The 13,902-nt window shown below is 57.3% G+C and carries 11 protein-coding genes; 3 read left to right on the top strand and 8 right to left on the bottom strand.

Annotation, left to right across the window (positions count from 1 at the left end):
- Positions 1–81: 81 nt before the first annotated feature.
- A complete protein-coding gene (topA, locus tag CU100_RS12615; protein ID WP_106716887.1) occupies positions 82–2,709 on the bottom strand; it encodes a type I DNA topoisomerase in 2,628 nt (875 codons plus the stop codon).
- 327 nt (positions 2,710–3,036) lie between these two features.
- On the opposite strand from topA, the gene CU100_RS12610 reads away from it, so the two are divergent.
- Complete coding sequence (locus CU100_RS12610; RefSeq protein ID WP_106716886.1) at positions 3,037–3,237, top strand: hypothetical protein; 201 nt, start codon at positions 3,037–3,039, stop codon at positions 3,235–3,237.
- Here CU100_RS12610 and dprA read toward each other — a convergent pair.
- The 7 genes from dprA to CU100_RS12575 form a co-directional block, all read right to left on the bottom strand.
- The gene (gene dprA / locus CU100_RS12605) at positions 3,205–4,338 is read right to left on the bottom strand and encodes a DNA-processing protein DprA (protein WP_106716885.1); all 1,134 of its coding nucleotides are present in this window, start codon (positions 4,336–4,338) and stop codon (positions 3,205–3,207) included. The genes CU100_RS12610 and dprA overlap by 33 nt on opposite strands.
- Positions 4,335–4,949, bottom strand: coding sequence for a glycerol-3-phosphate 1-O-acyltransferase PlsY (gene plsY, locus CU100_RS12600; RefSeq protein WP_106716884.1), 615 nt, complete (start codon positions 4,947–4,949; stop codon positions 4,335–4,337). The genes dprA and plsY overlap by 4 nt, the downstream gene beginning before the upstream one ends.
- A gap of 18 nt (positions 4,950–4,967) precedes the next feature.
- Positions 4,968–6,254 carry a dihydroorotase gene (locus CU100_RS12595; RefSeq protein ID WP_106716883.1) on the bottom strand — a complete coding sequence of 429 codons (1,287 nt, stop codon included), beginning with the start codon at positions 6,252–6,254 and terminating at the stop codon, positions 4,968–4,970.
- Positions 6,251–7,216: an aspartate carbamoyltransferase catalytic subunit gene (locus CU100_RS12590; RefSeq protein WP_106716882.1), complete on the bottom strand. Its 966-nt coding sequence runs from the start codon at positions 7,214–7,216 to the stop codon at positions 6,251–6,253. The genes CU100_RS12595 and CU100_RS12590 overlap by 4 nt, the downstream gene beginning before the upstream one ends.
- Before the next feature lie 101 nt (positions 7,217–7,317).
- Entirely contained in the window at positions 7,318–9,690 is a 2,373-nt protein-coding gene (locus CU100_RS12585; protein WP_106716881.1) for a calcium-binding protein, read from the bottom strand.
- A 353-nt stretch (positions 9,691–10,043) separates the two neighbouring features.
- Entirely contained in the window at positions 10,044–10,355 is a 312-nt protein-coding gene (locus CU100_RS12580; protein WP_106716880.1) for a DUF982 domain-containing protein, read from the bottom strand.
- Positions 10,356–10,527: 172 nt separating this feature from the next.
- A complete protein-coding gene (locus tag CU100_RS12575) occupies positions 10,528–11,316 on the bottom strand; it encodes an SDR family NAD(P)-dependent oxidoreductase (RefSeq protein ID WP_106717257.1) in 789 nt (262 codons plus the stop codon).
- Positions 11,317–11,426: 110 nt separating this feature from the next.
- On the opposite strand from CU100_RS12575, the gene CU100_RS12570 reads away from it, so the two are divergent.
- Complete coding sequence (locus tag CU100_RS12570) at positions 11,427–11,975, top strand: TetR/AcrR family transcriptional regulator (RefSeq protein WP_106716879.1); 549 nt, start codon at positions 11,427–11,429, stop codon at positions 11,973–11,975.
- Between the two features lie 250 nt (positions 11,976–12,225).
- The gene (locus CU100_RS12565; protein WP_106716878.1) at positions 12,226–13,857 is read left to right on the top strand and encodes an acyl-CoA dehydrogenase family protein; all 1,632 of its coding nucleotides are present in this window, start codon (positions 12,226–12,228) and stop codon (positions 13,855–13,857) included.
- Positions 13,858–13,902: the final 45 nt, after the last annotated feature.

Genomic DNA, 13,902 nt, shown 5'->3' with positions numbered 1-13,902 from the left:
GGGTTCGCGGCCGGAAGATTCGGAATTGGCAGTCCGCTTTTTTCCGTTGGGGGGAGAGATACGGCGTGCCAATGGTTCGTCCTAACTTGCTATCTTGGTCGCAGTCTTCTTCGCAGCGGGCTTCTTTGCTGCCGTTTTCTTCGCCGCAGGTTTTTTGGCAGCTGCCGCCTTTTTAGGAGACGCTTTTTTTGTGCCCTTGGAGCCCGCCTTTTCAGCGATCATAGCAAGAGCTTCCTCAACGGTCACGCCCGCAGGATCCTTGCCCTTGGGCAGGGTCGCATTCACCTTGCCCCAGTTCACGTAAGGACCATACTTGCCATCGCGAACCGTGATCACACCGCCATCGGGATGTTCGCCAAGGTCCTTCAGCGCGGCGGGTGTCCCGCGACCGCGTCCTGGTCCTTTCGCCTGCTTCTCGGCGATGACGGTCACAGCGCGATTAAGGCCGATCGTGAACACTTCATCGGCACTTTCGAGATTGGCGTAGCTGCCATCATGGGTGAGGTAAGGGCCATAGCGGCCAATACCCGCGGAAATCATCTTGCCCGTTTCGGGATGCTGGCCCACGTCGCGCGGCAGCGAAAGCAGAGCCAGCGCTTTTTCGTGATCGAGGGAATCGAGCGTCCAGCCCTTTGGCAGGCTGGCGCGTTTGGCCTCCTTGCCATCGCCGCGCTGGACATAGGGGCCAAACCGGCCATTGCGCGCAGTGATGTCCTCGTCCGTATAAGGGTCCTTGCCGAGCAGTTTAGGCTCGTCGCCGCCATTGCCGTTTTCGTTCGCGGCTTCACTGCCGCCAAGCTGACGCGTGAACTTGCATTCCGGATAGTTCGAGCAGCCGACGAAGGCGCCATACTTGCCGAGTTTGAGCGAGAGATTGCCCGTGCCGCAAAGCTGGCAGATGCGGGGATCGCTGCCATCTTCGCGCGGAGGGAATACGAGCGGCCCAAGCTGGTCATTCAACGCATCCAGCACATTCGTGACACGCAGTTCCTTGATTCCATCGACAGAGCCGAAGAAATCTGTCCAGAAGGCCCGCAGAACATCCTTCCACTTCAACTTTCCATCGGATATCTCATCAAGCTTCTCTTCAAGTGCAGCAGTGAAATCATACTCTACGTAGCGCTTGAAGAAGCTTTCGAGGAAGGCGATGACGAGCCTGCCCTTGGCTTCGGGAATGAGCTTGCGTTTGTCGATGGTCAGATATTCGCGATCACGAAGGGTTGCGAGCGTCGATGCATAGGTGGAAGGGCGGCCGATGCCGAGCTCTTCCATCTTCTTGATGAGCGTTGCCTCGGAATAGCGTGGCGGCGGCTCGGTCGAATGCTGCGTCGCATTTATCTTTTCGCGTGCAAGTACCTCGCCAGCGCGAATTTCCGGCAGACGTCCGCCGTCCTCATCGACATCTTCTTCCTCGCGGTGATCGGTGTAGGCACCAAGGAACCCATCAAACCGGATCACTGAACCCGTCGCGCGCAGTTGCCCGAAACGCGGCCCATTCTGCGCTTCGATTTCAACAGTCGTGCGTTCTATGTCCGCAGATTGCATCTGGCTGGCAATGGCACGCTTCCAGATGAGCTCGTACAGCCGCGCCTGATCAGCATCAAGAAACTTCTTCATGTCCTTGGGATGTCTGTTGAAATCCGTTGGACGAATCGCTTCGTGCGCTTCCTGGGCATTCTTGGCCTTGGTCGCGTAGAAGCGAGGCTTCTCCGGCACGTACCTGTCGCCGAAAACCTTGCCGATCGTCTGGCGCGCTGCCTGTACCGCTTCCGGCGCCATCTGCACACCGTCGGTTCTCATATAGGTGATCAGGCCCGCCGTTTCGGTACCGAGGTCCATACCTTCATAGAGCTTCTGCGCGATTTGCATGGTGCGTGACGCGGAATATCCGAGCTGGCCGGAAGCGGCCTGCTGCAAACTGGATGTCGTGAAGGGCGGGCCAGGGCTCCTTTTGATCGGCTTAGCCTCGACAGAGGCGGCCTTGAAGGAAGCGCCTTCCAGCATACCGCGGATTTCGCCGGCCTGTTCAGCATTCTTGATGTCGAGCTTGCCAAGTTTCTTGCCGTCAACCGACACAAGCCGTGCTTCGAACCCGTCATTGCGCGGAGTTTTCAACAGCGCTGCAATATTCCAGTATTCTTCGCGCACGAAGCGCTCGATTTCCGCCTCACGATCCGCGACGAGCCGCAAGGCCACGGATTGGACGCGGCCAGCGGAGCGGGCACCCGGGAGCTTGCGCCAGAGCACGGGGGAGAGCGTGAAGCCAAAAAGATAGTCCAGCGCCCGGCGTGCCAGATAGGCGTCCACCAGCGGCATATCGATGTCGCGGGGGCTGGCCATCGCCTCCAGAACAGCGTTTTTCGTGATCGCATTGAAGACGACACGCTTGACGGTCTTTTTTCCTATGGCTTTCTTTTGCTGCAATACTTCGAGAACATGCCACGAGATTGCCTCGCCCTCACGATCCGGATCGGTTGCGAGAATAAGGCCGTCGCTGTCTTTCAACGCTTTGACAATATCGCTCAATCGCTTGGCGGAGGCCGAGTCGACTTCCCACGACATGGAAAAATCATCGTCAGGCCGCACAGAACCATCTTTGGCGGGCAGATCGCGCACATGGCCGAACGAAGCCAGGACCGTGTAACCCGAGCCGAGATATTTATTGATTGTTTTAGCCTTGGCAGGCGATTCGACGACGACAACATTCATTAGAGAGTTGAGCTTTCCTGCCCTTGCCAGATTACAAAAGCACTGATTTTAGTTCTGAATAGGCCTGTGAGATGAACAGGGTTCGGCATTACGTCAAGGTCTGTACATCAAAAATCGTCAATTACAACCTGCGGTTGCTCGCCTAGCTTATGCAATTAATGGTATTTTGACGCAAGGTCCAAGCGTTTGGTGGATTCGCCGTGAGCCACTTGGCGACCCGCATATATAAAGTATAAAAAACAGCAGCTTATATAGGTATAATTAAGAGATTACGAGCCAAAGTATAGCGCATATTTTCAATATAAATTTATATTTGAGGATAAAATTATGGGCGAGAGCCATATTAATCAAATTGAAAACGCCAGATTTATTCAACAGATGCTCGGGGAATTAAGAGCAATGGCAAAGACCAGCCGTCTGGAGATGCTGGCCTACCTTATTGAGATTGCATATATCGAGAGCAGCGATCAGTTGCAGAAGGAACTGGGAAACGCTTCACGGGTAAACAAGCGAAACATATCCGCCTGAGTGGCGCTGCAAACGTCCGGCAAGATCAAGCTCCAGCAGAATCAGCATCACGACGGAGGGGTGCAGTTCGCTTGTGCGGATCAGGTCATCGATATCGACGGGAACAGGCCCAAGCAGGTTGACGAACCGGTCTCGCTCGGTTTCGTCGGGCGGATTGATCGTCGGGAAGTCCATATCCGGGGCGAGAAACGCTGTGTCGTCGATGAGGGGACGATCGATCAGAGGTGTAAGGGCACTCAATATGTCATCTGTACCGGTCGTCACGATCGCTCCGTTTTTCAGTAAACCATTGGTGCCCTTTGCCCGGGGATCGAGAGGCGAGCCGGGGACGGCGAAGACAAGCCTGCCGAGTTCTCCAGCAAGTCGCGCGCTGATCAGCGAACCGGAGCGTTCTGCCGCCTCGACGACGACGAGACCCAGCGACAGCGCTGCAATGATGCGGTTTCGCCTGGGGAAGTCCCTCGCACGCGGCTCCCATCCAAACGGCATTTCACTGATCGCAGCCCCGTTGCGCTCCATGATCGCTTTGTAGAGATTGAGGTTTTCCGGGGGATAGGGCAGGTCCAGTCCGCCCGCCATTACTGCCACTGTTCCGTGATCGAGGCTCGCCTCATGGGCCGCTGTATCTATTCCTCGCGCCAAGCCGGAGATGATGGCATAGCCCGCTTCGCCCAGTTCCCGTGCGATCATCCGAGCGAATTTGATTCCAACGAGAGATGCGTTGCGAGCACCGACGATTGCAACTGGAGGCAACCTGAACACTTCAGGATTGCCCTTGATGGCGACCAATGGAGGAGGATTGTCGGACTGGCGAAGATAGCGAGGATAGTCCGGTTCGCCGATGCCGACGAAAACAGCGCCCATACGGGCCGCCATCTGCATTTCCCGCTCGGCATCCTTTAGACTGGCAATCCGGATTGGGCGTCCCCTTCCGCCGCGCCTGACGAGTTCCGGGAGCATTTCGAGGGCATCGGTGGCTGAACCGCAATGGATAATGAGGTCGCGAAACGTCGCCGGTCCGACATTCTCGCTGCGGATCAAGCGGAGCCAACTCAGCCGCTGGCTGTCAGAAAGGCGTATGCCCTTCTTTTCTTCCTTCATCCTTTGGCGCCGATCTTGCCTTCGGTGCCTGAGAGGAGGCGCTGGATATTGGTCTTGTGCTTGATGAAGACGATAATTGTCAGAACAAGGAAGAGTGCCGCGATCTGGTGCAGCCCCAGTATATAAAGAGAGATCGGGACGATGACGGCGGCTACGAGCGCGGCGAGAGACGAATAGCGGGTGGTGTAGGCCACGATCAGCCATGCAGCGGCGAAGATGAGCGCACCCTGCCAGAACAAACCAAGCAGCACGCCGAGATAGGTCGCGACGCCTTTACCGCCCCTGAATTTGAGCCATACCGGAAAGACATGGCCGAGGAATGCTCCAAGACCGGCGGCGATCGCAGCTTCGGGGCTGGCGATCTCCGCGATCAGCACAGCCGCGGTTCCTTTGAGCATGTCGAGAATCAAGGTTGCGGCGGCCAGTTTCTTGTTGCCGGTGCGCAGAACATTGGTGGCCCCGATATTTCCGGACCCTATGCTGCGTACGTCACCCAGTCCGGCCATGCGGGTCAGGATCAAACCGAACGGTATGGACCCGAGCAGGTAGCCGAAGACAAGCGCAAAGAGCAGCAGCGGAAATCCGGCTTGACCGTTGAAGAAATCCGACATGCATCGTCCCCTTGGCTCTTAGATTTCGAAGACCGATTTTCCCGAAACGAATGTCTGAACGACGCGGCCTTGAAAACGTGCGCCCTCGAAACAGGAGTTCTTGGAGCGCGACCGCAAGTCTTCTTCCTTCACTACCCACGGTTCGTCAAGATCGACTATGGTCATATCCGCCTTCGAGCCAGGGCGCAGAGAACCGGCATCCAGGCCAAAAATCCGGGCTGGCGCGCTCGACATGGCTTCAACGATGCGCACGAGCGGAACATCGCCATTGTGATAGAGCCTGAGCGCGGCACCGAGCATTGTTTCAAGGCCGATTGCACCCGCCGCCGCATCGGCGAACGGCAGGCGCTTCGTGTCGACGTCCTGCGGATCATGTGCGGAAACGATGATATCGATGGTTCCGTCGCGTAGCGCTTCAACCATCGCCAGGCGATCTTCCTCAAGCCGCAACGGTGGCTGCAGCCGGAAGAAGGTGCGAAATTCGCCGATATCGTTTTCGTTGAGCGAAAGATGATTGATCGACACGCCGGATGTCACGTTCAGACCGTTGCCCTTGGCACGCGAAATGACCTCTGCCGACATGGCAGTTGAAATCTGGGCGGCGTGATAGGCGCCCTGCGTCAGGGCAGCGAGGCGCATGTCGCGCTCGAGCGGGATGACTTCGGCTTCCCGGGGCGTGCCGGAAAGTCCGAGCCAGCTTGCAAAGAGGCCCTCGTTCATCACGCCGTTCGACCCGAGATAAGGATCCCGAGCCTCGTGAGCGAGGACCACGCCGAAATCACGCGCGTAGGTGAGGGCGCGGCGCATGAGCTGGCTATTGGCGATCGAATTGCGACCTTCGGTGATCGCCACGGCTCCAGCTTCGCGAAGCAGGCCGATTTCGGTCATTTCCTCGCCGTGCAGGCCTTTGGTGACTGCCGCCGCCGGGTAGACATTGATGACGGCCGTGTCGCGTGCCGTGCGCATGACGAACTCGACCAGGGCCACATTGTCGATGACCGGATCAGTGTCCGGCATCATGATGATCGAGGTGACGCCGCCGGCCGCTGCCGCATGGCTCGCCGAGGCGATGGTTTCGCGATGTTCGGCACCGGGTTCGCCGATGAAGACGCGCGCATCGACGAGACCGGGAAGCACGGCCTTGCCTTTGCAATCGATGAGTGAGGCACCCTCCGGCACCCCCTGATTGCGGGCGCCGGCGCCGCTCGCGACAATCCTGTCATTCTCGACGATGATGGTGCCGACCTCATCGAGGCTGCGCGATGGATCGACAATACGCGCGTTCTCAAGGACGGTGGCGTTCATCCGGCCACTCCTTCGGCGTTTCGGCGGGGATCGAGCAGTGCTTCCATGACAGCCATGCGAACGGCAACGCCCATCTCGACCTGCTCCTGAATGACGCTCTGGGAACCATCGGCGACATCCGAAGCGATTTCGACGCCGCGATTCATCGGCCCGGGGTGCATGACCAGCGCATCTGGCCTGGCATACCGAAGCTTTTCGCGATCAAGTCCGTGATAGCGGAAATATTCGCGCACCGAGGGTACGAAAGAGCCTGTCATGCGCTCTCGCTGCAGGCGCAGCATCATGACGACGTCGGCGTCCTGCAGGCCGTCTTCCATATTGTGGAACACTTCGGCGCCCATGTGCGCGATGCCTGAGGGAAGCAGGGTGGAGGGAGCAACCACGCGAACCCGTGCACCAAGGGCATTGAGGAGGATGATATTGGACCGCGCGACACGCGAATGGAGCACGTCGCCGCAGATCGCCACGGTCAGTCGCGCGATCCTGCCCTTGGCCCGGCGGATGGTCAGGGCATCGAGCAGCGCCTGCGTCGGATGCTCATGCGCGCCATCGCCGGCATTGACCACCGAACAGCCGACCTTTTGTGCCAGAAGCGCAGCGGCACCGGCCGAGCCATGGCGGATGATCAGGATATCCGGGCGCATCGCGTTCAAGGTCATCGCCGTATCGATCAGCGTTTCACCTTTTTTGACCGAGGAATTGCTGACAGCCATGTTCATCACGTCGGCGCCGAGGCGCTTGCCGGCAAGCTCGAACGACGATTGCGTGCGCGTGGACGATTCGAAAAACAGATTGATCTGCGTGCGTCCGCGCAAGGTTGCCTTTTTCTTTTCGGACTGGCGCGAAACCGCAATCTCGCTTTCGGCAAGGTCGAGCAACTGGACGATATCTTGAGGCGAAAGGCCCTTGATGCCAAGCAGGTGGCGATGGGGAAACAGAAGAGGTGGCTCTTTTGATGTCATATCAAGTGCCCCCTATAGGCTCGATAAGGCAAGGCTGCAAGTGTCGCGCAAGGCGTTGCCGTGGAAAATTGCGCCAGGACTATTTTCCACGGCAGATACTGTCAGACAATCAGGACGTGGCTGCTGGCTGACTTCGTGAAGTCGGCCAAACTTACTCCTGTCAGTGTCAGCGTCGAGCGACCGTTGTCAATGACGGTCGCCTGTCCGCTTGCGTGTGCGTGGCCCAGAACGTCGGCAATCGAGGCGAAAACGTTCTTCGAGAATTCCAGGCTATCTGCGTCAAATTGATTGGAGCCGAAATCCTCGATAATGTCCCGGCCCCAATCGACACGATCGAATATAAACGTGTCTCGGCCGTAGCCGCCGGATAAAAGGTCATTGCCTGTCCCGCCGTTGAGCATGTCGTTTCCCATGCCCCCATAGATCGTATCGTTGTCGCTGCCGCCTGTTAACACGTCATTTCCGCCCCCGCCGATAATGAGATCGTCGCCTTTTCCGCCCGAGATAGTGTTGTCGAGCGCGTCTCCGACGAGATTATTGCCGTTGGGATATGTCTGGAGAGTTTGTTTGGTTGTTGTCCCGCTGATCGTCCGGGATGCGGAATTCACGTCAAAATCAGTCGCTGAGTATCCGTCAAAATGAAGTTTCTCTACATCGTGCAGTTCCTTCAGACCGTACGTTGAGCTTTGCAAATAAAGTGTTCCCTGATCATCCGTCAAAATCTTATAATCCTTGACGCTTCCCTTCACCTCCACCCGGTCGTTGCCGGCTCCGCCGAAGACAGTGTCGTTACCGGTGCTGAGTTTGACCGCATCATTGCCGCCATAGCCCTCAATGCCGTCATCCCCCGAACCATCTGAGAGGTAATCGTCGGCATTGCCCTGTCTGCCAAGAATAAATGCCGGTAGTCTGAAATGATCGCTGGAATCGGCTTCTTTGTCGTCTACCCAGATCGGTTGCTTGACCGATCCGGCATTGTCAGGAGGTGTTTCGGCGAGACCTGAAAGAACAATGGCGCTATCAGGAGAAAATTCATCGACAAATGTGGATTGCACCAAGCGGTCAAGGGCATTGCTAAGTACCATATTTCCATGTGTGTCGAGGCGGAGACTTCCGTATTGATTGTATGGATCGTCGAACAAGACCAAATTGTTATACGAGAATGAAGAATCGGGTTTGGTGACCGAGCTGTTCAGGGCGATGCTGTCGGTAATTGGCACCAAGTCGTGCACAAGTTTGAGCACTTCTGTTTTTGTAATCGTATCCTTTACAGGCGGCAAAATATTCAGGATTGGTGGCGCAAGGTATGTCAACAGCGTGCTGTTTGAAGCTCCAAAAAGTTTTAATACCGCAAAGACGGTAATAGCATAAAGGTCGTCCAATACAGCTGGTATGGAAACAGGTAAAAAATTATGGCCCAGCACCGCATTGAGGGCGTTTTCTGTACCGGTTATCCCGCCATCCCTGACAAGTTCTTCTACGGTTTTGTTACCACGGCCCGGGTAAAGTTTGTCGAGTTGTTTTGGGGTGAATGTCTTCAAATTGGCAATCAATGCAGGAAAAAGATAGCCGTCGAAAAATTTTTTCAAAGTGCCATGGGGAATTTTTCGAACTGCGTCTGTCAAAGCGGGAAAAAGTTTATAAGCAAGATCATTTTCCGCGCCGAAGTAAAAGTAATTTCCATCATTGCCTTGCGAAGAGGGTGAGGGAGAGTCAAATGCAATATATTGCGAGTCGTTGAAGAAGCCGCCGGCCGCATCTTTTCGGCCTTCATGCAGGCTTGAGGTGACGTTTCCCCCCAGGCTGTAGCCTGTAAAGATAATCTTCGCAGCCGGAATATCGTTTTTCTGTGCAACTGCGCGCAACGCGTTCAGCACATAGGTGAAGGCAGTGCCGCCCTTGAGCTGTAAAGTTGTGTCCGCCTCGGCAATATCAACGGTAGAGTTTGTCCCCAGCGTAACGACGCTCAGATCGACGATCCTGCCATTATCGTATTTCGCCAGAACCTGCAGCTGGGAGCCGCCTTCGGGAGAAAGTCTATATCCGGTGACATTGCCCGCCGTATCGTATTGGGGATTGAAGCCGCGAAAATTGCCATGGCTATCGATGACGTGATCGAGGTTCCTGTCCGTTATCAATGCGCCGTCGTCGTCATAGTATTTGCCGGACTGAGCGAGCGCCGCAGCGGTAACGCCGAGCGCCGCAAGCTTGGCTAGTTTGTCGGCCTTCAGATCCCTTTCGGACTGGGGAGAATACAAGAAGAAGTCCTTGCCACCGATCTGCTTCCAGCCCACCATGTCGGCGGATAGAACGAACTTATTTTGCTCAAGTCCTATGCCGGCTGGCAGAATATGGGGATAGCGTTCCTTATATTTGTCAAACTCTGATCTTGGCTGATTACTCATTTCTCCCAAGGACATCATCTTCCAGGCCTGCTGCATAAGCTGCAGGGCGCGCTTTGGATCAACAGACATACACGAACCTCGTTCTTTTCGAATACTATTGCCTCGCAAACCTATTCCCGGGGATTTGACGAAAGAACAACGAGTGCGACGTAAACAGTTTGTTATGCGACGATAGAACATGAAGTATGCATCGTAAGTAGTTGAGTAGACATCTCAAAAATCTATCGGAAGTTGTGTGTCGGCTAACATATTGACAGAATGGCCTTGCAAGTGACGCATAGATTGCTAGTCGCCCACTGCTCGTCGCATCTGCCGGTACGGGGCGATTTCAGCAGAAGAATTTCAACGCCTGCCGCTGTTGGGGGGCAGGGAGAATCAGAGGGCGCATTTCTCCCGTCGGTGGTGGAGGGGCAGGCGGGAACCTATGCGCCACGCCGCGATTTGCTCCTGTGCCACCGGAACGGCTTGCCTATTGGCGGGCCGCGCTCCGGCTCATCCACGTAATTTCCTGCTTCCTTGGCTGCCTGGATGAAGGCAAAGCGTGCTGCGCCGGGCGAGAGGTCGCCTTCGAGGCAGGCCAGCAGGGCATGTTTGGTAGCCGACAGGACTTCACTGTCATCAGCCGGCCAGTCGGTGAGGATCATTTCCGCCGCCTGGAGTGCGGACGTTACCACGCGCATCCGTCCGGGCTGACCCGTCATGATACGCACCTCCTTGAACGGTCCTTCTTCCATCAGCGGCAAACGACTCCTCCGCCAAGTCCGTTCCGGCGTGCAAGGTAGTCAATATTTACTACAATTGGCGTTGTCCGCAGGGGAAAGGGCTCAAACAGCTTGTGTTCGTCGTGGACAGCGTGGACTCGTCCCGGCCGGGGCAAGTCCATCACCGAAACCGCTTCGTTGATGTTCAGGCGGCCGTGCGATATCGCTCGGCGGGATGCTGGTTGCCATAGTTCGGAAGCATGGCCTTCCGCGCCGCCTCAAGCGCATCCCATTGCCCAGCATCGGGAAGCGGTGGAATGGTCACCGGTTCGCGGCGGTCGAAGCCAACCAGCGCCGCATCAACCAGATCGTCCACCTCCATCACATTGGAGAGCGTATTGACGTCGGCGCCGACGTGCTCCCAGATCTCGGTCCGAGTGGTGGCGGGAAGCACAGCCTGAACGTAGACACCCTTGGGCGCGAGCTCGAGGCTGAGCCCCTGCGACAGAAACAGCACGAACGCCTTGGTTGCGCCATAGACCGACATGCCGAACTCCGGCGCGAGGCCGACCACGGAGCCGATATTGACAATCGCTCCTTCGCCGGTCTTGGCAAGGCGCGGGGCGATGGCACTGGCAAGCCGCAGAAGTGCCGTCGTGTTGAGCGCCACGAGCCGTGCGACGACATCGGTGCTCTGCTCGATGAAGCTTCCTCCGATGGCAGTCCCGGCATTGTTGACTAGAATCCCGATGCGGGCATCGTCGCGCAGCCTCGTCTCTACGGTCGCAAGGTCGGACGGCTGCGTAAGATCAGCTTGGATAATGTCGACCGCGACGCCATTTTCCTGACGCAGACGGGAAGCCAAAGCCTCCATTCGTACAACGTCGCGAGCGACAAGCACGAGATCGTGCCCACGGCTTGCAAAGCGCTCGGCATAGGTAGCACCGATGCCAGTGGAAGCGCCGGTGATTAGAACTGACGGAATGGTGGTCATGGCATTGCTCTTTTCTCTAATGAAACCTATATTCATGATGGTTATCATGATTGCATCTAAATATGATCGCCATCATGTAAATGTCAATGGTGCGAGCGGAGAATCTTGAAATGAAAGTCAGTCGAGAGCAGATGGCGGAGAATCGCCGCCGGATTCTGGAAGTCGCCAGTCGGCTGTTTCGCGACAAGGGCTTTGACGCGGTCAGCGTAGCGGAGGTGATGAAGGCCGCAGGGCTCACCCACGGCGGGTTCTACGGCCACTTCAGTTCGAAGGACGATTTGATCACGCAGAGCCTTGCCCACGTCCTCGCTGCCGATGAAGGCGGAGGGGGAGATTTGCGCGCCTATGTGAATTCGTACCTTTCGCCTGGCCATCGCGACAACGCCGCCGGTGGTTGCCCAACGGCAGGCTTTGCCGCCGCCATCCGCCATCAGACCCCCGCCGCACGTTCGGCCATGGCGGAAGGCCTTCGCTCGCAGATCGACCGTATCGGCAAGGCGCTGCCGCAGTTGGATGCGGCAGACAGGCGACGCATGGCGATCGGAAGCTGGGCGGCGATGGTGGGGGCAGTGATCCTCGCACGGGCAATCGACGATCCGGCACTATCGGATGAGGTGCTGGAAGAGACACGAGCCTTTGTTGACGCCGGTATGGCTTAAGAGCTACTCGGCACCCCGTCGAATCTTGCGAGGGTGAGTGGCTCTTCGCCTACCAATCCCATGCTACCGGGATTTCATCGCCTGCGGCGCCGGTCTGCAAAGGCGGGACAGGCATTTCATTTGATTAATCAGTTTACGGCCCAAGCGCGAGAGTTCATATATTAGGTGCATTAACCGCTTGTCAGAACCTTCGCTACCATAAGGGAATGCGCGCGTTCCAGCGACTTCGAAACATGACCAGGACAGTTTTTTGAAAACTCACGACGTTCTCAACCAGACGCCTTCCATGACCGGCCTCAACGCCTATCTTGGCGATCCGCTATTGCTGCAGATAACCAAGAGGTTCCCGCAGGCCGTGCGTACGGAATTGGAGCAGAACGGCAAGTTTGTCCTTTCGGGCGACGCGCAGGATCTGGCCAGGCTGGCAAACACCGAAGTGCCAAAACTGCGGACTCACGACCGGCAAGGACACCGGATCGATGTCGTCGACTATCACCCGGCCTATCATGCGCTCATGCGAAGGTCTGTCAGCCAGGGCCTCCATTCATCGATATGGGAAGACGCCAAACCGGAGGCAGGGCTGCGGCACCAGTCTCGTGCCGCGCGGTTTTATCTGACGTCGCAGCTTGAATGCGGGCATCTGTGCCCGCTGACCATGACCAGCGCATCCCTGGCCGCGCTGATGGCCGCCCCGAATCTCTATCGTGAGTGGTCGCCGCTGATCCTGCCGCGCAAGTATGATTCCAGCAACAAATCGCCCGCCAAGAAGACTGGCCTGACGCTCGGCATGGGGATGACCGAGAAGCAGGGCGGCACCGACGTCCACACCAATACGACGAAGGCCGAGCCGGCCGGAAGCGGCTTCCACCGGCTCACCGGCCACAAATGGTTCATGTCCGCGCCGATGTCAGATGCTTTTCTGGTCCTGGCGCAGGCTCGTGAAGGCCTTTCCTGTTTTCTTGTGCCGCGCATCCTGCCCGATGGCTCGTCCAACGGTTTCCGGTTTCAGCGCCTGAAAGACAAGCTCGGCAATCGTTCGAACGCCTCGTCGGAGGTCGAGTTCGACAATGCGCTCGGCCAGATGCTCGGTAACCCAGGCGAGGGGGTCAAGACGATCATCGACATGGTGACGCTGACGCGTCTCGACTGCGCCATCGCCTCAGCGGGTTTGATGCGGGCAGGACTGGCCGAGGCTGTCCATCATGCGCGGCATCGCATTGTTTTCGAGGGGCCGCTGATCGACAAGCCGCTGATGCTGCGGGTGCTGGCCGATATGGCTCTGGACGTCGCCGGGGCGACGGCGCTAACGCTTCGCCTGGCGCGGGCGTTCGACAATGCCGCCAAGGACCGCGGCGAAGCAGCCTTCGCCCGCGTGATGACGCCGGTCGTCAAATATTGGGTGGCAAAAATTGCACCTGCGATGCTCTACGAGACGATGGAGTGCCTCGGCGGCAATGGCTATATCGAGGAAGGCAATCTTGCGCGCTACTATCGCGAGGCTCCCGTCAACGCGATCTGGGAGGGTTCGGGCAATGTCATGGCGCTCGATGTACTGCGCGTCCTGAAGCGCGGACCCCAGCTTTTCGACGAGGTTCTCAACTGGATCGGTGCGCAACTTGGACGCGGCGGGCAGGGAACAGTCGAAGTCCTTCGCGCCGCAATGCGGGTTGCCGAGAATGACGAGGGCGCGGCGCGTATATTGACCGAGCAACTCGCCTTGGCCGCCGCCGGTGCGGAACTGCGTCATCTGCAATCGGAGGACATTGCCGATGCATTCGTCGAAACGCGTCTGGGAGGTCAGTGGCGCACAACCTACGGCATGCTCGACGCGCGCCATAACGCCAAGAACATTATCAGCTCGCTATATCCGACTTTGAACTGATCAACTCACCACAACCCGGTTGGACCGACCCGTAGTGCACGCACT

Origin of the sequence: Phyllobacterium endophyticum, assembly GCF_003010935.1 — a bacterium.
Lineage (GTDB): Bacteria > Pseudomonadota > Alphaproteobacteria > Rhizobiales > Rhizobiaceae > Phyllobacterium > Phyllobacterium endophyticum.
Note: the sequence above shows the minus strand (reverse complement) of the source record. Positions and strands in the feature narration are given on the sequence as shown.